Source organism: Thalassospira sp. MCCC 1A02898 (assembly GCF_001618185.1).
In the GTDB taxonomy this organism is placed as follows: Bacteria; Pseudomonadota; Alphaproteobacteria; order Rhodospirillales; family Thalassospiraceae; genus Thalassospira; species Thalassospira tepidiphila.
Window position 1 is genome coordinate 293,826 of the sequence record NZ_LPXK01000001.1, and the last position, 23,192, is coordinate 317,017.

Consider the following 23,192-nt stretch of genomic DNA (forward strand, 5'->3'; position numbering starts at 1 on the left):
GGCATCCTCCGATCGGCCTTAGGCCTCTTCGCTTTCCGCGGATTCTTCGGTCTCTTCTTCAAGACCTTCGAACCAGCCAAGCTTGCGACGGGCTTCCATGATCATGTCGTTGGCCTGATCCATGGTAATGGAATCGGCATCCCCGACATATTCGATCAGCTCGTCACTGGCGAGATCCGCGAAATCTTCAAGGTTTTTGACGTCGTTTTCACCAAGGCGAACAACAACAGCCAGCGACAGACCCGGGAATTCAACCAGATCATCGGCAACCTTAAGCTCTTCGCGACGTTTCTGAAGACGCTCGGCCTCTTCGGCAAGGAAGGTGCGTGCGCGGTTACGCAGCTCTTCGGCGATTTCTTCTTCGAAACCTTCGATCTCAGCCAGTTCTGCCAGCGGCACGTAACCGACTTCCTCGATCGAGGTGAAGCCTTCGGCGACCAGGAGATGGGCGATAACTTCGTCAACATCAAGCGCCTTGATGAACATTTCCGCACGCTTGCGTGCTTCTTCCTGACGACGTTCGCTTTCGTCTTCCTCGGTCAGAATATCGATATCCCAACCGGTCAGCTGGGACGCTAGACGCACATTCTGACCACGACGGCCAATGGCAAGGCTCAGCTGATCGTCCGGAACCACGACTTCGATACGGTTGGTTTCTTCATCAATCACAACCTTGGTGACTTCGGCCGGGGCCAAAGCGTTCACAACAAAGGTTGCCGGGTCTTCCGACCACTGGATGATGTCGATTTTTTCGCCCTGAAGTTCGGCAACAACCGCCTGGACGCGCGAACCGCGCATACCGACGCAGGCACCGACCGGGTCGATCGAGCTGTCCGAAGACAGAACCGAAATTTTCGCGCGCGAACCCGGGTCACGGGCAACCGATTTGATTTCGATGATGCCGTCGTAGATTTCCGGTACTTCCTGGGCAAACAGTTTTGCCATGAAGGTCGGGTGGGTACGCGACAGGAAAATCTGCGGGCCACGCTGTTCACGACGGACATCAAGGATCAGGGCACGTACCCGGTCACCCTGACGAACCGTCTCACGCGGGATCAGTTCTTCACGGCGCAGGATGGCTTCGGCGCGACCGATATCAACAAGAACGTTGCCAAACTCAACACGCTTGACAACGCCGTTGATAACTTCGTCGGCACGGTCCTTGTATTCCTCGTACTGGCGTTCGCGTTCTGCATCGCGCACTTTCTGCACGATGACCTGTTTCGCGGTCTGGGCAGCAATACGACCAAAATCAATCGGCGGCAGCGGATCAATCAGGAATTCACCAAGATTGATGTTCTCGTCACGAATACGTGCCTGTTCGAGCGACATCTGAGTGAAATCGTTTTCGATTTCATCGGTGACTTCGATGTAACGAGCGAGTTTGATCTCGCCGGTTTTGCGGTCAATATGGGCACGAATGTCATGCTCGTGACCATATCTGGAACGGCCGGCCTTCTGGATGGCCTGCTCCATAGCACCGAGAACCTCGTCACGATCAATGCCCTTTTCACGGGCAACGGCATCTGCGACCTGCAAAAGTTCCGGCCGCGGCATTCCCGAAGTTGCTTCCATATCCAACCTCTATTCTGCGTTATCGTCATTCCGGCGGTCGCCGGTGACGTGCGCGATCAATTCATCTGTCAGGACCAATTTCGCTTTTGCGATATCGGCCAACGGCAACAAGACACGTTCGCCATCTACAATCAGGGCGACCGCATTATCTTCAATCCCATCCAGCACACCGCTGAAACGGCGACGACCATCCTTGGCCATCACCAGTTCGACCTTTGCCTCAAATCCCTTCCACACTTCGAAATGCGCGGCACGGGTCAGCGGGCGGTCGATACCCGGGGAACTGACTTCAAGGTGATAGGCACCTGAAATCGGGTCCTCGACATCCATCAGGGCAGAAACCGTACGGCTGATTTGGGCGCAATCTTCAACGTTGATGCTGCCTTTCGCACCCGGGCGATCTGCCATGATCTGCAGGATGTTATGGTCCTGACCTGTCATCGAAACCCGAACCAGCTCAAAGCCCAGCGCGTTGATTGACGGCTCGATAATCTCAACGATTTTCGCCATCAACGGGTCTTTTAACTGTTGTCCAATCAGCTCAGCCATAAAGCGATGCCATACCCCAAAAAGCACAAAAGAGCGGGCGCAGGGCCCACTCTTTGTCAGAATTTACAAAAAGCTTGGCGGCCTTATACAGCCGGTTTACGCAAAAATCAAGTCAGGATACCGGCTGCCGATGCCATTCAACCTAAGGATTCCGCCCGTGACAGCAAACCGCGGGCATGCATCACAGACGACATCAAAACACCCGCACCCGATAGCCCGGCGGACACTGTGCGCTGCCAACCCGGCAAACGCCTGCACAGCCTGACTTTTGTCTCGTTCGAGGGCACCGGATAAAACATGTTTGGGCCGCATAGATACCTCATACACATCCAAACCGTCGGGACGAACATGCTTTGCCTATCTTCATGAAACAGTAAAGTCAGGGTGCCGTGATCACCCTGTCATGCCGGAATCGCAGCTCTGCCCTGAACCTGCCGACTCCCGTCAGACAGAATCCAAATCAGGCAAGGATCAGGATTGACGTGGCTTGCGGCGGAACCGGAGATAGTTGCATTTCTTGCCCTGACGCAGCGCCTTTTGCTCATAGCGGGTTTTGACCCAATCGCTTGGCGGCGTGCGCCAATCATCCGGTCCTTCGGCCAGCCATTCGAAATCCGGATGGTTATGCATGTGCTGCAACGTCCAGGAAATATACTGCATATCGTCACTGGCGACCCGGAACTCTGCGCCGTCTTTCAGAAGACGGGCAAGCAGCGCCAGATTCTTGGGCCCGATAAAGCGGCGCTCGGCATGGCGCTTCTTCGGCCAGGGATCGGGAAACAGCAAAAAGGCCCGATCAAAGCAGGCATCAATCAGCTTATAAAGCAGCGGGCGCGAATCATCGGCCACCACGCGCACATTGGTCAGATTACGCTCATCAAGATGGCGCATTAGGCTACCAACCCCGTCCATAAACGGCTCAGCACCAATAATCCCCACCGTCGGATTGGCCTCGGCCTGACCTGCCAGATGCTCCCCGCCGCCAAAGCCGATTTCAAGCCACAGTTGTTCCGGCGTACCATCGAAATAGCTGTTGGGATCGACCCCGGCTGCGTCGGGATAGGTAATCCCGATCTTTGGCAGCATGGCATCTACAAGAGCCTTGCGAGAATCCTTAAGTGGCCGGCTGCCGCGACGGCCATAGAAATTCGGGCGATCAGGGGTCGGAAGCGGACGGTCTTTGTTGCGCATGGTCGTTTCTGTCGATCAGGGTCGGAATTTGTGGATCAGGCGGACTGAAAATCAAAACGGGCGGCCCGAAATGTCCGGGCCGCCCGCCTCTTATCACGTCATGCGATTTTGGCAAATCGCACTTTTTAACGCGCTTTCTGTCAATCAGGCACCAAATGCCGATTTCAGGTCGCTGACCAGATCGGTGCGCTCCCAGGAGAAGCCACCATCTTCGGTCGGCTGACGGCCAAAGTGACCATAAGCAGAAGACGGCGTGTAGATCGGACGGCACAGCGACAGATGTTCACGAATGCCACGCGGGCTGAGATCCATCAGCTGACGCAGAACGTCACCGAGCTTCAGTTCGTCAACATTGCCGGTATCATGGTTGTTGACGTAAAGCGCCAACGGCTTGGACACGCCAATCGCGTAAGCAAGCTGAATGGTGCATTTCTCGGCCAGACCAGCCGCAACGACGTTTTTCGCAAGATAACGCGCAGCGTAAGCAGCCGAACGGTCAACCTTGGTCGGATCCTTACCCGAAAACGCGCCGCCACCATGCGGGGCCGCACCACCATAGGTATCGACAATGATCTTACGGCCGGTAAGGCCGGCATCACCATCAGGACCACCAATCACGAAACGGCCTGTCGGGTTGATGTAGATTTCATCAGCCGGCGGCATCCAACCTTGCGGAAGGGCCGCTTCGATATACGGCATAACCAGCTCATGAACATCGCGCTGCGAAAGGCCGTCGGCATGCTGGGTTGATACAACAACCGATGTTGCCGCAACCGGCTTGCCAGCAGCATAGCGCAGGGTTACCTGGCTTTTGGCATCCGGACCGAACTGCGGCACCTTGCCGGAGTGGCGGTCAGCGGCCATGGCGCGCAGGATACGATGCGAAAACTGGATCGGGGCCGGCATCAGTTCATCGGTTTCGTTACAAGCGTAACCAAACATGATGCCCTGGTCACCAGCGCCAAGGTCTTTTTCACCAGCGGAGTCAACGCCCTGCGCGATATCAGAAGACTGTTCATGCACATGGCATTCGATCTCGGCCGTCTTCCAGTGGAAGCCATCCTGCTCGTAACCGATTTCACGGATTGCCTGACGGGCCTTTTCGATCATGACCTCTTTGGTCACGCTTTCAGGACCGCGAACTTCGCCTGCCAGAACCACACGGTTGGTGGTGGCAAGGGTTTCGACGGCAACGCGCGAATCTTCATCCGCTGCAAGAAAAGCATCAACGATGGAATCGGAAATGCGGTCACAGACTTTGTCCGGATGACCTTCCGAGACGGATTCACTGGTAAATAGATAATCGGAAAGAGACATATAAGACCTTCTCCGGTAATGGGTTTCCAAAACTGGACCGGAGGGCTCCCGATACGAGGCCGTATCGATAGCGCCCACTTAGCCTTTTTTTGTGTGGTGGCAAGCGGTCCAAATCCGTCCACAATGGTCAGTCCGGGTCGAACTGTCTCGTCGGTTGTGCCCGATCGCTATTTGAAGGTCAAGCATCATTGACACAAAACCTTAATCCCGACGGCAGTGCATCGGGGGTGGCTGCGCTCAAAAGACAAAGACGTAATTCACGGTCTGTGAAATACGTCTTTTGCCGAAAACCATCGGTCGAACCGATTATTTCTGATCGGAATCAGTGCCCTGCAATGCACCCATCGATTTGACGAGTTCAAAGATTTTCTTGCGCTGGTTCGGATCGGTAATCCGGTAGTAGGCACGCACCAGTTCAAGCGTCTCGCGACGGTTCATCGGATCGTTGTCAAACGGGTCCGGACTTTCCGACATTTCCCGACGTTCATGCACCGATTTCGACGAAATCTCGTCGGGCATGTCGTCAAAGAAGAATGATACAGGCACTTCAAGAACCCGCGACAGGTCATACAGACGCGATGCACCAACGCGGTTGGCACCACGCTCATACTTCTGTACTTGCTGGAATGTCAGGCCGATCGCTTCACCAAGCTTCTCCTGGCTCATGCCAAGAAGAGTCCTGCGCAAGCGAACACGCGCACCAACGTGAATATCGACAGGATTTGGAGCACCACTTGCGGTCCGGCCACGGCCCCGACCGCGTGTGTTCTTTACCATCTTAGTTTCATCCTTAGGCGACATTTTATGGCAGTTCCTTCTCTCACTCCGGCCTATCCGTCCTTGTTTTGAGGGACAATTTCTGGACGGTTTGGCAAAATTTTCAGCCGCCTAGAGGGATTTTGCGTTGCGTTTATATCCCATAGCGAGAACGGCAAAGAAGGTAACAATACCGTAAAATAGCAAGTCACGCCACAAATAATATACTGTTGTATGGTTTTTGTTACTCGAAAGGGGGTGCACCAGGATTCCCCTCTCTCCTAAACCCAAGTCAGTAAGCTTGCGCCCGTAGGCGTCAAAGACAACCGATACCCCGGTATAGGCTGCCCTTACGAGGGGGCGACCCTCCTCGATGGTGCGAAAACGGGCTGCGGCCATATGTTGATATGGGCCTGCGCTGTGTCCAAACCACCCGTCATTGGTGACATTCAAGAGCCAGTCGGGTTGATGATTGTCGTCAATCACCGCTCCAGGGAAAATAACCTCATAGCAAATCAGCGGCGAGAAACTCGGCATACCGTTGACAGACAAGGTCTGCGGCCCCGGTCCGGCAGAGAAATCTGTTCGCCCCGCTGTAAGTTTCGGAAATGGCAGGATGGATCGGAGCGGTACATATTCACCAAACGGCACCAGATGAAACTTGTCAAAGCTGGCGACAATATGGCCAGTGGCATCAATCACCTGAATGGCGTTCCAGACCTTGTATTCATCCGTGTCACGCGGATAGGTCCTTGGTGCCCCGGTAATCAGGATGTCTTCAGGCCCCAACACACCGGCCATTTGCATGCGGGCCTGTGTCTGGGTCTCAACAAAAAAGGTCGCGGCCGTTTCCGGCCAGATCACGATGCGTTTTTGATCCGGACGCAGGGTTTCCGGTCGCCGCGACATATCAAGCAGCAGTGAGAAATGCTGGTTTTGCAGTTCGGGCAGCCATTTTTCCCGCTGGGGGATATTGGGCTGAACAATTTGCACAATCGGCACGTCGGCTGGCAGCTCTGAGAGGGCCACCTCGGTCTCTGCAGGCCCAACCATCATCAGACGCATCGCCCCGCCACCCCAAAGGCCCACCGCAATCATGATCCCGCCAAGAGCTGCTATCTTGCCGGGTTTTCCGGCAACAAAGGCCGCAGGCAAGGTTGCAAAAAGGGCCGTGACGAGGGAAAGACCATAAACCCCGACAACCGAGGCAAACTGCATGGGTGCCGCATCAACGGCCCAAACATGGCCCAAAAGGTTCCATGGAAAACCGGTCAGGATATGACCGCGCAGATATTCCACCACCACCCAGAAAACGGCCAGCAATACTGCGCGCCTAATCAGGCCATTGCCCAAACGCCAGCTCGCCCAAACGGCAAGCATCGGAAAGATCGCCAATCCGCCGCCAAGCCCCAAAAGGGCAAACGGAATCATCCAGCCATAAATTTCGGGCTGAACGAGGAAGGCATGACTGACCCAGTAAAAACCGGCGGCAAAATGGCCGGTACCAAACCACCAGCCGGCAGAAAGCGCCCCCTTGTTGCAACGAACACCCTCAAGGCTCCAGAGCAAAACCGCAAAGCAGATCGGCAAAACAGGGATGATAAAGAAAGGCGGCAGCGCCAAAACCGCCACCGCACCGGACAACAACCACACAAAACGCCTGCGCCAGCCTGAAAGACCGGCAAGTCGGCGCGCCATGGCCTCAATCATCCGCTTTTTCCTGCTTTTCGATGGCAGCGGCGGGATCCTCATCCTCCCGGCGTATCATATGAATACGCAGGCGACGGATGCGCCTTGGATCGGCATCAAGGACTTCGAACTGAATGCCACTTGGATGTTCAATCAATTCCCCACGTGCCGGAACGCGCCCCGCCAACGAGAAGACAAGCCCACCAAGCGTGTCGATATCCTCGTCTTCGTCCTCGTCAAGTAATCCGAAGGACAGCTTTTCTTCAAGGTCTTCGACCTCGAACCGGGCATCAGCGATGTAACAACCATCCGAAAGGCGGATCAGTTTGGGGGTCTGGTCGATATCGTGCTCGTCATCAATCTCGCCGACGATTTCTTCCACCAGATCCTCGATGGTGATCAAACCATCAATCCCGCCGAATTCATCAACAACAAGCGCCATATGCGTACGCGACAGCCGCATTTCCGACAATAGATCAAGCACCCGAATGGCCGGCGACACGAACAAAACCCGACGCAGCAGTGACTGCAGACTGAATTCCCGACCAGCAGCAACACAGCCAAGCACATCCTTGATGTGCACCATGCCGGCAATGTCATCAAGGGTATCGCCATACACCGGAAGCCGCGAATGGGCCTTCTTGACCATCACCTCGACCAGTTCTTCAAGTGCGATGGTCTTGGCAACCGCCACAATATCGGCGCGCGGGATCATGACGTCCTCTGCCGTCATGTCGCGAAGTGCAATGATGTTTTCAAACAGGGAACGTTCGTGCAGCGAGACCGGCTCTTCATCCTGTTCGGTCCGCTCGGCGAGTTCTTCAAGCGTATCGCTGAGCGAAGCTTCACCGTTGCGGGATTTGCCACGCTTGAACCCCAGGGCCGAGGCCACGTTATCCCATAAGGAGCCGTTTTCAGCGTCCTGAATTGTATCCTCGCCAGTGCGAGGGCGCATACTCTCGTGGTCGTCGTCACGTTGACTAGAGTCGTTCATGGGTCGGTTTCGACATCCTATAATTCAAACAAACCGTGTGCAGGGCTACTAAACCGGTTCATCTTCAATCGGTTCGTAGGGATCATCAATCCCAAGTCCGGCAAGAATTTGACGTTCAAGTTCTTCCATCTCTTCGGCTTCATCATCAACCATATGATCGTAGCCGACAAGATGTAGCGTGCCATGAACGGCAAGATGAACAAGATGATTTTTCAATGGCTTTTGCTGTTCGATGGCTTCGCGCGCACATGTTTCACGCGCAATCACGATATCACCCAGCATCAAGGGCATATCTGGCGCCATCATAAAGGCATCGGCATCCTCGGCACTTTCAAGGGCAGCAAAGGACAACACATTGGTCGGTTTGTCCTTGTCGCGATAATCACGATTGAGGATCTGAACCGATGCATCATCTGACAAACGCACCCCGATCTCGATCACCGGGGCAACCGATAGAAGCGATGCACCATCGCCTTCATCTTCGGTCCCGTCGGTCGGCACCGCGTTGTCATCCCAAAGGGCACCGTCGCCAAGCGCACCATCCAGGGCCGCGATCACGGCGGCTTCGATGGCCGCGATCTCGTCCTGATGCCAGTCGCCTGCTTCGACCTCAAGGTCCAGTTCAAGCGGTGCCGTCATCACCCGCATCCTTGGCAGCGCTGTCCTTGTCCCCGCGATAGCCCTTTTTCAGGCGATCACGCAGGGCATCCGCCGCGTCATAGGCCTGGACAATCTTGGTCACAAGGTGATGGCGCACCACATCGCGCTGATCAAACTTGATCGTGGCAACACCTTTGACATCGCCAATGGTTTCAAGCGCATCGCGCAAACCTGATTTCGTGCCATCAGGCAAATCGATCTGGGTCATGTCGCCAGTCACCACCATGCGTGATCCTTCACCCAGACGGGTCAGGAACATTTTCATTTGCATCGGGGTGGTGTTTTGCGCCTCGTCCAGAATGACAAAGGCGTGCGAAAGGGTACGACCACGCATGAAGGCCAGCGGGGCAACTTCGATCTCGCCACTTTCCATGCGTTTGATCACCACATCCCCCGGAAGCGTGTCATGCAGCGCGTCATAAAGCGGGCGAAGATACGGATCGACCTTGTCTTTCAGATCACCCGGCAAGAAGCCAAGGCGTTCACCGGCTTCGACCGCCGGTCGCGACAGAATAATACGATCCACCTGACCCAAAATAAACGCCTGCACCGCCATCGCGACCGCAAGATAGGTCTTACCGGTACCGGCCGGGCCGATGCCAAAGATCAGCTCGTTATCAAGGATCGCCTCGACATAATCTTTCTGGCGCTTGGAGCGCGGCGAAATCCGGCGTTTCTTGGTCTGGATCGTCAGACGTGATCCACCAAACATATCCTTGGTCTGGCCGCTCCATGGATCAGTGTCGTCCGGTTCGGACAGGCGCACCGCACCTTCCACCGTTTCGACATCGATATGATCGATTTCCTTGTCACGCAGACGCGCATAAAGCTGCGCAAGAACCTTTTTGGCCTGTGCGACCTTGGCCGGATCACCGGCCAGCATCACCACAAGCCCGCGGCTTGAAACCTGAACACCGGTCCGTTCAGACAAACGCGTCAGGTTTTCGGCCTGCGGGCCGTACAAAACCTGGGCAAGCGCGTTGTCCTGAAACTCGATCTGATCGGAATCCTTGGGGGCGTGTTTGGTTTTGGTGTTGGTCTTGCTTTTCGTGGGGGTGCCGCTCACGCAACGTTCCTTTCAGATTTCTGGTCGTTTCGGGTGGCGTCGACCAGTTCGCCGCCAAGGGAATTAGGCAGCGCTTCGGTAATTTTCAAGCGAACGATCTGTCCAAGGGCTGATTCCGGCAAACCGCTGACATGAACTGGCTGCATATAAGGGCTTTTGCCCACCAACTGGCCTTCATACTTGCCCCGACGTTCCAGAAGGACATCCATCTCCTTGCCGACACTGTTCTGGTTGAACACCAACTGCTGTTCCGCCAGCAGCGCCTGAAGGCGCATGATCCGTTCGGTTTTGACTTTTTCAGGCACCTGCAGCTCCATCGCCGATGCCGGGGTTCCCGGGCGCGGGCTGTATTTGAAACTAAACGCCTGAATGAAGGTGATGTCGCACACGATCTCCATCGTGTCTTCGAAATCCTTGTCGGATTCACCGGGGAAGCCGACGATAAAGTCCGAAGACAGCGCAAGATCAGGGCAAGCATCCTTAAGCCGTGCTGCGATATCACGGTAATCCGCATTGGTATGTTTGCGGTTCATCGCCTGCAAAACCCGGTCGCCACCGGCCTGAACCGGCAAATGCAGGAACGGCATCAGCTTTTTAAGATCGCGATGCGCCGAAATCAGATCCTCATCAACATCGCGCGGATGCGACGTGGTGTAACGGATACGATCAAGCCCGTCGATTTCGGCCAATTCACGCAACAAACGGCCCAGCGTCCATTCGCCGCCATTCGGCGCTTCGCCGTGATAGGCATTCACGTTCTGCCCCAAAAGGGTCAGTTCGCGCGTGCCATGGGCGACAAGTTGCTTGGCTTCGCGGATGACATCGGCACCGGGGCGCGAATATTCTGCCCCGCGGGTATAGGGTACAACACAGAACGTACAGAACTTGTCACAGCCTTCCTGAATGGCCAGAAACGCTGAATAGCCCTGTTTTGAAACCTGCTCTGGCAGATGATCGAATTTTTCTTCGGCCGGGAAATCGGTATCAACGATGCGGTTGCGGCCAACCGCGCGATTGGCACGTGCAACCATTTCAGGCAGGCGATGATAGGTCTGCGGGCCAAACACCATATCGACCATCGGTTCGCGCTTCATCAATTCGGCCCCTTCGGCCTGCGCGACGCATCCGGCAACGGCGACAATCATCTTGTCGCCGCCATTGGCTTCCTTGGCTTCCTTGTGCTTGCGCACGCGGCCCAGATCAGAAAATACCTTTTCGGCGGCCTTTTCGCGGATATGGCAGGTATTGAGGATGACCATATCGGCCCCCTCGGCACTGTCGACCGGCTGGTAACCCAGCGGCGCCAGTACATCCTGCATGCGCTGGCTGTCATAGACATTCATCTGACAGCCATATGTTTTTACAAAAAGTTTCTTCGGTTCAGTCACGCCAGATCCGTTTCGCTCTCTCAAAACGCCGAAAAGCGGTGTGATCACTCACACCGCGCCTGAGTTCCGAACAATCGGTGATCGGAACTCCTCGGACATCTCGTTATCTGAAATCCCGGTCAGGTGAAACCGAATTTCACATCAACCGGGGCATTATACGGCAAAACGGTCAGGAGCCGAACTGTCGATCCGGACCAAACAGTCGAAAATCTTCCGAAATGATCGCAAGCGGCGAAAACCCAATCAGCTCGCCCGACAGATCACTGTCAATCAACTGAACCGGCACACCCTGATGCAAGCCACGCAAAGCTGCCTGATGTCCCTGGGCAACACGGGCTTCACACATCCGGGCAAGTTCCTTGCGTGATCCGGCTGCATCTGCCAGCGTCACAGGCGGATGGACAACAATCTCAACCGTCACCTTGCCGAGCGCGAGAAACTGCCACAAATGCGGGGCCAAGTCCATATCCCCGTACCAGGAATAAAATGCCCGCAAATCGCGACCGATCGGCGCACCGTCAAGACGGGTGGCTGCAATCGAAATAGGTTGGAATTTGACCGGCGACCCATCGGGCATCACACGCTCTGCCGCGGCAAACAGGGTCGATTTAAACGGCAACACACGGTTACCGTCGTTGCTTGTCCCTTCCGGGAACAGGATCAGCTTGTCACCATCGCGCAAACGCTGACTTAGTTGATCGTTCTGTTCGCGGGATCGGGCCGCACGGCGTTCGATAAAGGTGGTGCGTGAAAGTTTGGCAAGCAAACCAAACACCGGCCAGTCGGCAACTTCGGTCTTGGCGATAAAGCTGCCACGGGTCAAGGCACCCAGCACCGGGATATCAAGATAGGATGCATGGTTGGCAACGATCACACCCGGACCATCCATCATATCAACACCCGAAACCCGGACTTCGATATGCAGGATGCGCAGGCAAAGGACGTGATAGAACCGCGGCAATTCTTCAGCCAGCTTCAATCGTGCGGCAATTGCCACCATCTGCACCGGCAGCAAAACCAGTGTCAGAAGCACATAGGCCATCAGGCGGATGGCAGCGCACACATAGCAGTTCACGATACCCTCGCGGTGCGTTCGTAATGCTTGTAATAGCGATCGGTTACCTTTTCGGTCGGCAACACGATGCAAATGTCGGTGGTGTTGAACTGATGGTCGACCACTGCCCCGTCACCGACAAAACCACCCAGACGCAAATAGCCCTTGATCAGCGGCGGCAGATCACGAAGTGCCTGGCGCTGATCAATGCCATCGATCTCGGCACGCATCATCGGCTCGTAACGATCGGCGATCGCACGCGGGCGCATGTCTTCGGGGGCAAGGTGATTGTGATGCAGATAGGTCAGGACATCCTTGAAGGCATCCGGATCGGTGCCATGGAAGGATGCGCAGCCAAACATCAGTTTGATGTCGTATTTGAAAACATATGCTGCAATCCCCTGCCACAGAAGCTGCAAGGTCGGCATGGTGCGGTATTCGGCTTCGACACAGGAACGGCCAAGTTCCATGATCTCGCCGGTATCTTTCACCGCATTAAGCATGCTTTCGATATGGTATTCATCAGCGCTGTAAAAGCCGCCATGTTCGTTGGCTACCGACTGGCGCAGCAGGCGATAGGTGCCAACAACCGCATCTGCACCGGCACCGCGATTGTGATCAAGAACAAGCAGATGATCGCAGAGCGGATCATAGTGATCGAAGTCGCGCTTTTCGGCTGCCATTTCCTCGGTCGGTTTGGCGCCGCGTTCTTCATAGAACACTTTGTAGCGAAGCTTCTGGCTAGCGAGAATTTCGTTTTCATTCTCGGCAAGGCGAACCTCAAGCCGCTGAAGCTGTTTTTCGTCACGCATGACAACACCCTTTCGTTCAACTGCACGGATTTTGCGCAAGAACGGCGTGAAGAGCGAGTGAAGGCTTTGTGAAGAACAGGTAACAAAATTATGAAGGCCACTTGCTGAAACAGGCAAGTGGCCTTGAAAACTGTAAGTTCAGTGCGCAATTGAACGCTGGAATTACTTGCCGTCTTTCAAAGGAACACCGTAAAGCTCAAGACGATGCCCCACCAGACGGAAGCCCAGTTCCTTCGCAATCTCTTCCTGAAGGTTTTCGATTTTTTCGTTCGAAAACTCGATCACCTCGCCCGAACGCATGTCGATCAGGTGATCGTGATGTTCTTCGGTCAGCTCCTCGTAACGCGCACGGCCATCGCCGAAATCGTGTTTTTCAAGGATGTCCGCCTCTTCAAACAGGCGCACGGTGCGATATACGGTCGCAATCGAAATCTTCGGATCAATGTCGGTCGCCCGACGATAAACCAGTTCAACGTCCGGGTGGTCTTCGGACTCAGAGAGCACACGGGCAATCACCCGGCGTTGGCCCGTCATTTTCAGGCCCGCGTCGATGCATTTCTGCTCGATAGTTGATTCTGCAAGCATTGTCTTGTTTCTCGTTTCCGTTTCCGGTTCCACCTGTCCCCAGCCGAGACGTGTCTCTGGCGTCGATCTCTTGTGGCTCAATATTGAAAAATCCGCCACATATCGCAAGGTTGAATTCGCGATAAATTCCGCTTCCTGTAGATCGCCGGTACTAACACCCTGCAATCACAATCATATCGGCATTCTTCTGGCCACTTGCTACCTGCGATGAAGGGCGCTACTTCAAAGTTACGCATCAAGGCAGGAGACCAACATGGCCACCGCAACCCCCGACCATAAAATAGACATCACAAACGACGTCTGCCCGATGACATTTGTGCGCACCCGCCTCAAACTCGAAACCATGACACCGGGTCAGGTTCTGGAGGTTACCCTTGGCGCCGGTGAACCGTTGAAAAACGTTCCGCGCTCGGTAACCGAGATGGGCGACGAAGTCGTCGAACTGGCCGAAATCACTGATACACCGGGAACCTACCGGCTCATAATCCGCAAGGGATCATAAAACCGCCAGTTCCGATGCAGGCTTACACTACAACAGGTTGGCGCTCAAAACCACACTCATTATGTGGGTATAATCGATTAAAATTGTTCCAGATTACCTAACACCCTATTGGCAAACAAAAATTCCTGCCATGGATCGAAAAGGTCACCGACATCGAAAAAATTATCTAGATCAGTCGTTCGAGGACCAAGGCATCAACTTTTCGGCCATCGGGCCGGGCATAGTAGCCCTTGCGACGCCCGATTTCGGCAAAGCCGTTCTGACGATAAAGCGCAATCGCGCCATCATTATCGACTGCGACTTCCAGCAAGATACGGGTAACACCCGCCGTCACGAGACGATCCTTGACCGCATCAAGCAATGCGCGTCCAACCCCCATGCGCCGGGCATCCGGGGCAACCGTGATCGTATTGATTTCCGCCTCATCGAGAACAGTCTGCATCAGAACAAAGCCAAGTGGCTGGTCTTTCGCATTTTTGGCCTGATCGCCGGGTCGATAAGCCAGAATGCCAAACGCACCGGGTACATCAAGCAACCGGATAATCGCATCCTCATCCCAGGCATCATCAAACCCCTCGGCATGCAGCGCACTTGCCACCGTCGCAAAGGCCGCCGTCAAAGGCACCAGCACAATCTGCGAGGCGTCATAACCAGAACTGCCATCGTTGGATTTGGCCGGGCTCATTTCTTTTTCTGCGGTCCCTGATCTTCGATACGTCTTGCATCGGGCGCGCGCAGGTAAAGCGGCACCGGCGCCAGGTTTTCACCGGTTTCCCAACGCGCGGCCGCGATCCTTGCCACATTGCCCGCCCGCGGAAGGCCGGGTGCCGTGCAATCATAAAAGGCATCCGGCGCATGGGCAGCAGCGGTCAGAAGGCGCGGGGTGGCATCCCCGGCAAGCAAGGTATCACCGGGTGGTGCCATCATCAGGGCCTGACGCGGGGCGACACATTCAGCATTGCTAAGCGGGCGTTTTTTGCCATCAAAAGCCTGGGCAAAGATCTCGTTTCGTTTGCTATCAAGCGCGACCAGGATGTTGCGGCCCTGATGATCGCGCTCCGTCACACCATAGGCGACGGCTTCAAGCGAACTGACACCGACCACCGGGATCTTGCGCGCCAGACCAAGCGCACGCGCCGTCGAAAGACCGATCCGCATGCCGGTAAACGCCCCCGGACCAACCGTCACCGCAATCCCGTCAAGATCGGCAAGGTCGACTTTTGCGGTCTCAAGCGTCTTGGCGATGAAACCCATCAGGTGCTCGGCCTGACCACGTTCCATATCTTCATAAAGTTCGCCTTTGACCTCGCCATTTATCAAGACGGCCGTCGATAGCGACGTTGATGCCGTATCAATCGCCAAAATTGTCGGACCGGACTTTTCCGCCTTTGTCTTTGCGGCGTCCGATGCGCTATGGTCGGCGCCATCTGATATGCGCGACTGTCCAGTCAGCATCTTCTTTATGTAATCGGTGAACGACAAGAACAGGGAGCCTCCGGCGATGGCGCTGGTCGAAATTACGCCTTACGAATATGATGTCGAAATTGATATCGTCTATGCCACGGATCGCAATTTCACCGGGGCACCGATTTATACACGACCTGCCTGCTATCTTCACGCGGATGCCGCTGCCTGTCTGAAAAAGGCCGCCGCCATGGCGCGTCGTCAGGGGGTGAAACTGCGCATTCTTGATGCGTTTCGTCCCCAGGAAGCCCAACGGGCCCTTTGGAACCATTCGCCCAACCCCGATTTCGTCGCCAATCCGGATTTCGGATCGCCACATGGTCGTGGTGTGGCCATTGATCTAACGCTGATTGATCAAAACGGCAAGGAACTGGATATGGGGGCAGGGTTTGATGAAATGCATATCCGGTCCTATCACGGGTCTGATTTGATCTCCAAAGAGGCCGAAGCCAACCGCTTCCTGCTGCTTGGCATCATGGTCAGTGCCGGGTTCGAATATTACGATCATGAATGGTGGCACTATCAGTTGCCCAACGCACGCGCGCGCTATCCGCTGTTTTCCGACAGTTCGCTGCCCGAACCAATGATGGTCAAATAACTAAAATGGCGGTGCATTGCGGCACCGCCATTTTTCAATTCCAAGGCCAGCAAACGATCAAACTCAGCCGTGCAAAAGCGCCTTGCCGTTTTGCAGATCAAAAAGCGACATCCGCGCGCCATCAATCACGACCCCGATATCTGATCCCGACTTGAATGCCTGTTCCGGGCCGCTTCGGGCAGTCATTTCCGCACCGGCCACCGCCAAGCGCACATATTGATCGGGGCCGGTCGGCTCCGCCAGCACAACACGCGCCGAAATCCCGGCATCATCAAACATCAAATGTTCCGGACGTGCGCCCAGCGTCATCGGACGCCCGACCAGATCATTGGCCTCGGCGGGGACATCAACCAGCGGCAATTTCCCGTTACCGGTATCGAAAAAGACCTGATCACCATCGCGAACAAGGGTGCCGTCGACGAAATTCATCGTCGGTGCCCCGACGAAGCTTGCGACAAACCGGTTTGCCGGGCGGCGATATACATTTTCCGGGGTGTCGGCCTGCTGGATGCTGCCGCGATCAAGGACGACAACCTTGGTTGCCAGTGTCATTGCCTCGATCTGATCGTGGGTGACATAGACAATCGTGCGGCCAAGACGTTCATGCAAACGCTTAAGCTCGATCCGCATATCTGCACGCAGTTTGGCATCAAGGTTCGATAATGGCTCATCAAACAGAAAGACCGCGGGCTCGCGCACCAGCGCCCGGCCAATGGCAACACGTTGCTGCTGCCCGCCCGAAAGCTGCGATGGCTTGCGATCCAGAAGCGGCGTGATCTGCAAAAGCTCGGCGACTTCGTTCACCCGTTCTTCGATCTCGGGCTTGGGCATTCCGGCCATCTTAAGGCCAAAGCCGATATTCTTGCGCACCGACATCGTCGGATACAGGGCGTAGGATTGAAACACCATCGCGATATCGCGTTCATCCGGCTCAAGTGCTGTTACATCGCGCCCGTTAATATCAATCGCGCCCCCGGTCACTGGTTCAAGCCCGGCAATCATGTTCAGCAATGTTGATTTGCCGCACCCCGATGGCCCCAATAGCACCAGAAAATCCCCATCGGCGATTTCCAGATTGATGTTTTCCATCACCGTGATACCGGCATAGGCCTTGGTCACATTGCGCAGTTCAACGCCATTCATTCCCGTTATCCTTTCACTGCACCTGCGGCAATGCCGCGCACAAACAGCCGCCCGGACAGCAGATAAACCGCCAGTGTGGGCAAGGCCGTCAGCATGGTTGCAGCCATATCAACATTGTATTCCTTCTCGCCGAACTGGGATCCGACAAGGTTGTTCAGTGCCACCGTCATTGGCTGGCCGGAACGCCCGCCAAATGTCAGCCCCAACAGGAAGTCGTTCCAGATGTAGGTGAACTGCAAAATCATCGCGACACCCAGGATCGGCAGCGACAAAGGCAACATCACATGCCAGAACAATCGCCAGAACCCGGCCCCGTCAATGCGGGCCGCCTTCAAAAGATCCTGCGGAACGGTTTTGAAAAAGTTTCTGAACATCATCGTGGTAAATGCGACACCCCAGATGACATGCACCAGAATAAGACCCGGAATGGACCCGAAAATCCCCAACTCACGGATCATGATGATCAGGGGATAAAGCGTTACTTGCGGGGGAATGAACATGCCCACCAGAAGGGCTGCAAACATCACATTCGCCCCCTTCATCTTCCACACCGCCAGCGAATAGCCCGTCACCGCGCCCAGCCCGACCGACAGGAACAAGGCCGGGATGACGATCTGTACCGAGGTCATGAACGAAGATGACAACCCACCGCATTTTTCGCCAAGTGTCTGCGTGCAGTCACCAAACCAGGCTTTGCTCCAGGCGGCAAAGCTTGGGTCGGCTGGCAGAGTAAAGATGCTGCCATTCCTGATTTCATCCATTGATTTCAGCGATGTCGAAATCATGATGAAAACAGGGGCCATGATCATAATGGCCGCGAGGCAAAGCAATCCGTAAAGGGCCCATCGATTATATCGCATGATCAATGCCCCCGCCCGCCGCGCTCTTTTTTGAGCTCGAAATAGATATAAGGGGAAATCACGGCAATCACGGTGCACAGCAAGACAAACGCACCGGCCGCCCCCAGACCAAGTTCCTGACGGTTCAGGATATGATCGACAACAAATCGGGCCGGCAGATCCGATGAGAAGCCCGGTCCACCGCCGGTAAGGGCGACCACCAGGTCAAACGCCTTCATCACAATCGCGCTCATCAGAATAAAGACCGTGAAGAAAACCGTGCGCATCATCGGGGTGATGATGTGCAGATAAACCCGCCATACCGGAATGCCATCGACGCGCGATGCTTTCCAGATATTGGGATCAATATTGCGAAGACCGGCCAGAAACAGTGCCATGCACAACCCGACCTGTTGCCAGATTCCAGCAATCGCCAGCGTATAAATCGATCTGTCGGGGCGCACGATCCAGTTGAACTCAAAACCGGTCCAACCAAGGGCGCGCACGGCCTCTTGCAGGCCGAGCCCCGGATTCATTACCCACTGCCAGATCACACCGGTAACAATGAACGACATCGAAAGCGGCAGCATAAAGAGCGTTCGAAACATCCCCTCTGCCTTGACACCGCGATCAATCAGAATCGCCAGAAAATAGCCAAAAACAACGCAGCCACCGATAAACAGGAACCCGTGAATCGCCAGGTTCTGCATCGCCGTCCACCAGCGCTCATTGGCAAACAGCCGGACATACTGCTCAAAGCCGGTGAATTTATAGACGGGTAAAAGCCGTGAACGGGTCAGTGAAATGACGAAAGTCCAGATGATGAACCCGTAAAAGCAGACAATCGTGATTGTCATCGCCGGGATCAGCGCCATCCCCGCACTCCATTGCGGCCGCCAATGCTTTTTTCCAGACTTGAGTTTGAATTTTCGATCTTCGGAGTGCTGCAACACGTCCGGTGCCGGTTCGGCCATGACATTCTCGCCTATTTATGGAGGCGCCGCTGCACCCATATCCATGGTTTCAGCGGCGCTTTTCCGCAATATCCGGAATTTCGCAAAATCGTTATTTTGCGTAGGAAATCGCTTGCTGGAATTGTGCCTGACCCTCTTCGGGGCTCATATCTGCACTGTTCCAGAAATTGGAGATGGTGTCATCAATCGCACCCGAAACCGCACTTGGCACACCGAACAAACCGGTGCTGACAAGGTGGGTTTTCTTGTCCTGAAGAGTTTTGATGGCGGTTTGGGCGCAGACATCAAAGCTGTCAGCAGGCACATCAAGACGGGCAGGGATCGATCCCTTTTTCTTGTTAAAGGCAATCTGCACGTCCGGCTCAAGCATCACCTGCGCCATCAAGGTCTGTGCAGGCGTTGCGTCTTCGCCATCCATGGCCGAGAAAGCAAAGGCATCGACGGTCATGATATAGGCGGTATCAATCGCCGGGGCGAAGGCACATCCGACTGTCGTGCCGGGCTCAATCCCGGCTGCGATGATTTCACCCTTGGCCCAGTCACCCATGAACTGGAAGGCGGCCTCGCCCTTGGCGACCATGTTGGTCGCTTCGTTCCAGTTACGGCCCGGGCTTGCTTCGTCGACAAACGGCTTGAGCGCGGCAAAGGTTTCAAACACCTTGCGCATGGTATCGGATTTCAGAAGGTCATCATCAAGCGTGCTGTAAAGCTCGGCATAAAATTCACGACCGGCAACACCCAAAAGGACGCTGTTGAACATGATGCGTTCCTGCCAGGGCTGACCACCCAGGCCAATCGGGATCACACCGGCGGCCTTAAGCTTTTCTGCCGCAGCAATGAAATCATCCCAGGTTTTCGGAACCTCGATCCCGGCCTCTCCAAGAACCGACGTGTTATAGAACATCCAGTTTTCACCATGGATGTTGATCGGTGCGGCAATGTAGTTGCCATCATATTTCGCGGCTTTGACGATCAGCGGCGGAAGCTTTTCATCCCAGTTTTCTGCCGTGGCAACGTCGCCGACATTGGCCAGAAGCCCCTGATCAGCCAATTCGCGCAATTGCTGACCAATGGAAAACTGAAATACGGCGGCCGGGTCACCACCCAGCATACGGTTCACAGCCGCTGCACGCGCATTGCCGCCACCGGCAATCGGGGTATCGACCCAGGTGCCGCCTTTGGCCTCGAACGCCTTGCGGATTTCGCCAAGGGCCGCCTGTTCACTTCCCGAAGTCCACCAGTGCAGAACTTCGGCAGTCTGGGCATGAAGTGCACCGGCAGACACACCGACGCTCAGAAATGCCACGCTTGCGGCAATCTTTGAAAATTTCATCATAACGGATGTTCCTCCCTAATGGACACGATCACGCCCGGCTTCTTATTAAGTGATATGACCGGAAAATCGTAACGTTACGATTTTTTTGATAAGCGCTTTATTCACCCTTGTCAATCACGAAAACCTTACCATAATAGGCCAAGATGAAAGTACGGAAGCTTTTTTGCTGTGCTTTTCGAAACGTTACGATTTTGGATGCGTTCAATATAAAGACATCCAAAGCTAGGGCAAGGAAGCGAACATGACCAAATCATTTCCTGACGGTTTCCGCTGGGGAGTCTCGACATCAAGTTATCAGATCGAAGGCGGCGCAAAAGATGACGGACGCGGTGCCAGCATCTGGGACACATATTGCGCAACACCGGGCCGCGTTGCCAATGGCGATGATGGCAGTGTCGCGTGCGACCATTACCATCGCTGGGCCGAAGACCTTGATCTTATCAAAGGATTGGGCGCAACCCATTACCGGTTTTCGGTGATGTGGCCACGCGTGATGCCCGAAGGCACCGGCAAGGTCAACGAAACCGGCATTGATTTTTACAGCCGCCTGATTGACGGCATGCTTGAACGTGGGCTGGATCCGTGGCTGTGCCTCTATCACTGGGATCTGCCACAGGCGCTTCAGGATCGCGGTGGCTGGACCAACCGTGACATTGTTGACTGGTTTGGCGACTATACCGAACTTCTGTTCAGCCGACTTGGCGACCGGGTAAAATCATGGGTCACCTTCAACGAGCCGAATGTCGTTGCCTGGGTCGGCCACGAAGAAGGCCGCCATGCGCCGGGGATTACCGATCCGCGTGCGGCAATGCGCGTTGCCCACCACCTTAACCTGTGTCACGCGCGTGCGACCCGGGTGATCAAGAACCATTATCCGGATGTGCCGGTCGGTTTCGTGTTGCCGATGCACAAGGGCTATACGCTTCCGCACCGTCGCGAACAGGATGCGCATCTGATTGATCTGTTCGAAGCCAAATGGAACGGCATCTTTTTGGACCCCGTATATTACGGTCGCTATCCGGAACTGATTATCGACCGGATGGAGCCCCATATTCAGGATGGCGATCTTGAAGCCATCAAGACCAAGGTCGATTTCCAGGGGCTAAACCAGTATTTCCCAAGCTACATTCAGGCCGCCGAAGGCGCTGCATGGCCGTTCAAACATGCCCAGCCGCCAAACTATTTCCGCCGCACGGAAATGGGCTGGGCGATTGACGGGGATTGCTTCTATCAGACCATGAAGATCCTGCAGGATGATTACGGTAACCCACCTGTTTTCATTACCGAAAACGGTGGTGCCTTTACCGATATCCCGAAGGCAAACGGCCAGATTGATGATCAGGACCGCATTGCATATTACACCGAATATCTCGAAGCCCTGCTTCGCGCGAAGTCCGAGGGTGCCGACATTCGGGGCTATATGCCATGGTCGCTTCTGGATAATTTCGAGTGGGCATATGGCTATGAAAAGCGTTTCGGTCTGGTGCATGTTGACTACACCACGCAGAAACGTACCCCCAAGGCATCCTATGATTTCATGCGCAAGGTGATTTCACAGAACGCATTGCCTTAGGCCAACCGGGCGCTTAGATTGTCCGAAATTTGAATGGAACGGACCTGTATATGCCTGCTGCTCGCCCCAATTTGCGTACGATTGCCGATCGCCTTGGTCTATCGATCACGACGGTATCGCGTGCGCTTAAAGACGGGCCGGAAGTCAAACCTGACACCGTCGCCCGCGTAAAGGCAGCCGCAGCAGAAATCGGTTATCAGCCAGATGCCCGTGGCGTCATGCTTCGAACCGGTAAAACCATGCAGGTCTGTTCCATTCTGTATTCCCCCGAAGTCGGTGATTACGGCGACCCGGGCTTTCTGGCACAGGTCGAAAGCCTGACCCAGGGTCTTGAGGCCGATAACTATTCCCTGTTGGTGCTGGCCCAGACCCGCGGCGAAGATCCGCTTGATCCGGTGCGCAAGGTTCATACCCAACGCCTTGCCGATGCCGTGGTGTTTTCACGCACAACCTTGCAAGACAGTCGCGCGAAATACTGTCTGCAACATGACTTTCCATTTGTCAGCTTTGGCCGGACAGAACTTCTGACCCCGCATGCCTTTGTCGACCACGATGACGAACAGGCTGCCTATGACGCGGTAAAACGGTTGCTTGATGATGGTCACCGCAATATCGGCATGATCGACCCGCCCGAAGCCCTGACCTTTTTCGGATATCGCAAACAGGGGGCCCGCCGGGCCATGGTTGATGCGGGACTTGATCCCGATAGCCTGATCTGGATGCCGTCGGAAATTTCCGTGCGGGCTGCGCGCGAATCAACAACACGGCTTTTTGCCAATCAGCGCGATGTCACGGCTGTCGTCTGCGCAAGTCAGATGACGATGATCGGCGCGCTTGAGGCCTTGATGGAACTTGGCATGGACACCATCCGCGACGGAATTGGTGTTGTCGGCTTTGGCGGCATGCCGTTTCGCATGCTTTCGAAACAAAAACTTGCCTATTACTACCAGCCGCAACGCCATGTCGGCGAAGTTCTTGCCCGCCACCTGCATGACCTGATGAACGGCACACCGCCCGAAAATCTTCAGACGCTTCTGCCCTATCACCGCATTGACGACCTTGCCGCCTTCCGCGAGGGCGAGGATTTTTAAGCGCAAACCCGCCAAGGCGGATTACCCTAACCGTCC

General features: G+C 55.1%; 23 protein-coding genes. 4 read left to right on the plus strand and 19 right to left on the minus strand.

Going from position 1 to position 23,192, the window contains the following annotated elements; genetic code table 11:
- Window positions 1–18 precede the first annotated feature (18 nt).
- From nusA to AUQ41_RS01365, 13 genes are all read right to left on the minus strand, one after another.
- Window positions 19–1,575, minus strand: a complete 1,557-nt coding sequence (nusA, locus tag AUQ41_RS01305) for a transcription termination factor NusA (protein ID WP_063086093.1) — start codon at window positions 1,573–1,575, stop codon at window positions 19–21.
- 9 nt (window positions 1,576–1,584) lie between these two features.
- The gene (gene rimP, locus AUQ41_RS01310; protein ID WP_232308281.1) at window positions 1,585–2,124 is read right to left on the minus strand and encodes a ribosome maturation factor RimP; all 540 of its coding nucleotides are present in this window, start codon (window positions 2,122–2,124) and stop codon (window positions 1,585–1,587) included.
- A 471-nt stretch (window positions 2,125–2,595) separates the two neighbouring features.
- On the minus strand, window positions 2,596–3,315 hold the full coding sequence (locus tag AUQ41_RS01315; RefSeq protein ID WP_063086097.1) for a tRNA (guanosine(46)-N(7))-methyltransferase TrmB: 720 nt from the start codon (window positions 3,313–3,315) through the stop codon (window positions 2,596–2,598).
- 144 nt (window positions 3,316–3,459) lie between these two features.
- Window positions 3,460–4,632, minus strand: coding sequence for a methionine adenosyltransferase (metK, locus tag AUQ41_RS01320; RefSeq protein WP_063086099.1), 1,173 nt, complete (start codon window positions 4,630–4,632; stop codon window positions 3,460–3,462).
- 306 nt (window positions 4,633–4,938) lie between these two features.
- Window positions 4,939–5,409, minus strand: a complete 471-nt coding sequence (locus AUQ41_RS01325; RefSeq protein ID WP_008888859.1) for a helix-turn-helix domain-containing protein — start codon at window positions 5,407–5,409, stop codon at window positions 4,939–4,941.
- A 111-nt stretch (window positions 5,410–5,520) separates the two neighbouring features.
- Window positions 5,521–7,098, minus strand: a complete 1,578-nt coding sequence (gene lnt, locus AUQ41_RS01330) for an apolipoprotein N-acyltransferase (RefSeq protein WP_063086102.1) — start codon at window positions 7,096–7,098, stop codon at window positions 5,521–5,523.
- Complete coding sequence (locus AUQ41_RS01335) at window positions 7,091–8,032, minus strand: hemolysin family protein (protein ID WP_063086104.1); 942 nt, start codon at window positions 8,030–8,032, stop codon at window positions 7,091–7,093. Before AUQ41_RS01335 ends, lnt begins: the two co-directional genes overlap by 8 nt.
- Before the next feature lie 87 nt (window positions 8,033–8,119).
- Window positions 8,120–8,710 carry an rRNA maturation RNase YbeY gene (gene ybeY / locus AUQ41_RS01340; protein WP_063086106.1) on the minus strand — a complete coding sequence of 197 codons (591 nt, stop codon included), beginning with the start codon at window positions 8,708–8,710 and terminating at the stop codon, window positions 8,120–8,122.
- Window positions 8,694–9,797, minus strand: a complete 1,104-nt coding sequence (locus AUQ41_RS01345) for a PhoH family protein (RefSeq protein WP_083952724.1) — start codon at window positions 9,795–9,797, stop codon at window positions 8,694–8,696. Before AUQ41_RS01345 ends, ybeY begins: the two co-directional genes overlap by 17 nt.
- On the minus strand, window positions 9,794–11,185 hold the full coding sequence (gene miaB, locus AUQ41_RS01350; RefSeq protein WP_083952723.1) for a tRNA (N6-isopentenyl adenosine(37)-C2)-methylthiotransferase MiaB: 1,392 nt from the start codon (window positions 11,183–11,185) through the stop codon (window positions 9,794–9,796). Before miaB ends, AUQ41_RS01345 begins: the two co-directional genes overlap by 4 nt.
- Window positions 11,186–11,354: 169 nt before the next feature.
- Window positions 11,355–12,260, minus strand: coding sequence for a 1-acyl-sn-glycerol-3-phosphate acyltransferase (locus AUQ41_RS01355; protein ID WP_063086108.1), 906 nt, complete (start codon window positions 12,258–12,260; stop codon window positions 11,355–11,357).
- Complete coding sequence (locus tag AUQ41_RS01360) at window positions 12,257–13,051, minus strand: GNAT family N-acetyltransferase (protein WP_040822534.1); 795 nt, start codon at window positions 13,049–13,051, stop codon at window positions 12,257–12,259. The genes AUQ41_RS01355 and AUQ41_RS01360 overlap by 4 nt, the downstream gene beginning before the upstream one ends.
- 162 nt (window positions 13,052–13,213) lie before the next feature.
- Window positions 13,214–13,636 (minus strand): Fur family transcriptional regulator, encoded by a 423-nt coding sequence (locus tag AUQ41_RS01365; RefSeq protein ID WP_063086109.1) that lies wholly within the window; start codon window positions 13,634–13,636, stop codon window positions 13,214–13,216.
- Between the two features lie 253 nt (window positions 13,637–13,889).
- Between AUQ41_RS01365 and AUQ41_RS01370 the strand changes: the two genes are divergently transcribed.
- Window positions 13,890–14,138: a sulfurtransferase TusA family protein gene (locus AUQ41_RS01370; protein ID WP_063086111.1), complete on the plus strand. Its 249-nt coding sequence runs from the start codon at window positions 13,890–13,892 to the stop codon at window positions 14,136–14,138.
- Window positions 14,139–14,304: 166 nt separating this feature from the next.
- On the opposite strand, the gene rimI is transcribed toward AUQ41_RS01370, so the two are convergent.
- Window positions 14,305–14,823 carry a ribosomal protein S18-alanine N-acetyltransferase gene (gene rimI / locus AUQ41_RS01375; RefSeq protein ID WP_063086116.1) on the minus strand — a complete coding sequence of 173 codons (519 nt, stop codon included), beginning with the start codon at window positions 14,821–14,823 and terminating at the stop codon, window positions 14,305–14,307.
- Window positions 14,820–15,620: a tRNA (adenosine(37)-N6)-threonylcarbamoyltransferase complex dimerization subunit type 1 TsaB gene (tsaB, locus tag AUQ41_RS01380; RefSeq protein ID WP_063086118.1), complete on the minus strand. Its 801-nt coding sequence runs from the start codon at window positions 15,618–15,620 to the stop codon at window positions 14,820–14,822. The genes rimI and tsaB overlap by 4 nt, the downstream gene beginning before the upstream one ends.
- Window positions 15,621–15,639: 19 nt before the next feature.
- On the opposite strand from tsaB, the gene ddpX reads away from it, so the two are divergent.
- The gene (gene ddpX, locus AUQ41_RS01385; RefSeq protein ID WP_063086120.1) at window positions 15,640–16,200 is read left to right on the plus strand and encodes a D-alanyl-D-alanine dipeptidase; all 561 of its coding nucleotides are present in this window, start codon (window positions 15,640–15,642) and stop codon (window positions 16,198–16,200) included.
- Window positions 16,201–16,263: 63 nt separating this feature from the next.
- Here ddpX and AUQ41_RS01390 read toward each other — a convergent pair whose 3' ends face one another.
- The 4 genes from AUQ41_RS01390 to AUQ41_RS01405 all read right to left on the minus strand — a co-directional run bounded on the left by AUQ41_RS01390 (window position 16,264) and on the right by AUQ41_RS01405 (window position 20,492).
- The gene (locus tag AUQ41_RS01390; protein WP_063086122.1) at window positions 16,264–17,343 is read right to left on the minus strand and encodes an ABC transporter ATP-binding protein; all 1,080 of its coding nucleotides are present in this window, start codon (window positions 17,341–17,343) and stop codon (window positions 16,264–16,266) included.
- A gap of 5 nt (window positions 17,344–17,348) precedes the next feature.
- Entirely contained in the window at window positions 17,349–18,203 is an 855-nt protein-coding gene (locus tag AUQ41_RS01395; protein ID WP_063086125.1) for a carbohydrate ABC transporter permease, read from the minus strand.
- 2 nt (window positions 18,204–18,205) lie between these two features.
- Entirely contained in the window at window positions 18,206–19,156 is a 951-nt protein-coding gene (locus AUQ41_RS01400) for a carbohydrate ABC transporter permease (RefSeq protein WP_083952722.1), read from the minus strand.
- 91 nt (window positions 19,157–19,247) lie between these two features.
- A complete protein-coding gene (locus AUQ41_RS01405) occupies window positions 19,248–20,492 on the minus strand; it encodes an ABC transporter substrate-binding protein (protein WP_063086127.1) in 1,245 nt (414 codons plus the stop codon).
- A 241-nt stretch (window positions 20,493–20,733) separates the two neighbouring features.
- On the opposite strand from AUQ41_RS01405, the gene AUQ41_RS01410 reads away from it, so the two are divergent.
- Both AUQ41_RS01410 and AUQ41_RS01415 read left to right on the plus strand, forming a co-directional pair.
- Entirely contained in the window at window positions 20,734–22,065 is a 1,332-nt protein-coding gene (locus AUQ41_RS01410; protein ID WP_063086129.1) for a GH1 family beta-glucosidase, read from the plus strand.
- A gap of 50 nt (window positions 22,066–22,115) precedes the next feature.
- Window positions 22,116–23,156 (plus strand): LacI family DNA-binding transcriptional regulator, encoded by a 1,041-nt coding sequence (locus AUQ41_RS01415; RefSeq protein WP_063086132.1) that lies wholly within the window; start codon window positions 22,116–22,118, stop codon window positions 23,154–23,156.
- Window positions 23,157–23,192 lie beyond the last annotated feature (36 nt).

Bases quoted from the DNA above. Each gene is read 5' to 3' on its own strand.
- metK (WP_063086099.1), bottom strand. From the start codon at position 4,632: ATGTCTCTTTCCGATTATCTATTTACCAGTGAATCCGTCTCGGAAGGT.
- rimI (WP_063086116.1), bottom strand. From the start codon at position 14,823: ATGAGCCCGGCCAAATCCAACGATGGCAGTTCTGGTTATGACGCCTCG.
- AUQ41_RS01410 (WP_063086129.1), top strand. From the start codon at position 20,734: ATGACCAAATCATTTCCTGACGGTTTCCGCTGGGGAGTCTCGACATCA.
- ddpX (WP_063086120.1), top strand. From the start codon at position 15,640: ATGGCGCTGGTCGAAATTACGCCTTACGAATATGATGTCGAAATTGAT.
- AUQ41_RS01400 (WP_083952722.1), bottom strand. From the start codon at position 19,156: ATGGCCGAACCGGCACCGGACGTGTTGCAGCACTCCGAAGATCGAAAA.
- rimP (WP_232308281.1), bottom strand. From the start codon at position 2,124: ATGGCTGAGCTGATTGGACAACAGTTAAAAGACCCGTTGATGGCGAAA.
- AUQ41_RS01335 (WP_063086104.1), bottom strand. From the start codon at position 8,032: ATGCGCCCTCGCACTGGCGAGGATACAATTCAGGACGCTGAAAACGGC.
- AUQ41_RS01395 (WP_063086125.1), bottom strand. From the start codon at position 18,203: ATGCGATATAATCGATGGGCCCTTTACGGATTGCTTTGCCTCGCGGCC.
- lnt (WP_063086102.1), bottom strand. From the start codon at position 7,098: ATGATTGAGGCCATGGCGCGCCGACTTGCCGGTCTTTCAGGCTGGCGC.
- AUQ41_RS01405 (WP_063086127.1), bottom strand. From the start codon at position 20,492: ATGATGAAATTTTCAAAGATTGCCGCAAGCGTGGCATTTCTGAGCGTC.
- ybeY (WP_063086106.1), bottom strand. From the start codon at position 8,710: ATGACGGCACCGCTTGAACTGGACCTTGAGGTCGAAGCAGGCGACTGG.
- nusA (WP_063086093.1), bottom strand. From the start codon at position 1,575: ATGGAAGCAACTTCGGGAATGCCGCGGCCGGAACTTTTGCAGGTCGCA.
- AUQ41_RS01415 (WP_063086132.1), top strand. From the start codon at position 22,116: ATGCCTGCTGCTCGCCCCAATTTGCGTACGATTGCCGATCGCCTTGGT.
- AUQ41_RS01390 (WP_063086122.1), bottom strand. From the start codon at position 17,343: ATGAATGGCGTTGAACTGCGCAATGTGACCAAGGCCTATGCCGGTATC.
- AUQ41_RS01360 (WP_040822534.1), bottom strand. From the start codon at position 13,051: ATGCGTGACGAAAAACAGCTTCAGCGGCTTGAGGTTCGCCTTGCCGAG.
- AUQ41_RS01365 (WP_063086109.1), bottom strand. From the start codon at position 13,636: ATGCTTGCAGAATCAACTATCGAGCAGAAATGCATCGACGCGGGCCTG.
- AUQ41_RS01325 (WP_008888859.1), bottom strand. From the start codon at position 5,409: ATGGTAAAGAACACACGCGGTCGGGGCCGTGGCCGGACCGCAAGTGGT.
- AUQ41_RS01370 (WP_063086111.1), top strand. From the start codon at position 13,890: ATGGCCACCGCAACCCCCGACCATAAAATAGACATCACAAACGACGTC.
- AUQ41_RS01315 (WP_063086097.1), bottom strand. From the start codon at position 3,315: ATGCGCAACAAAGACCGTCCGCTTCCGACCCCTGATCGCCCGAATTTC.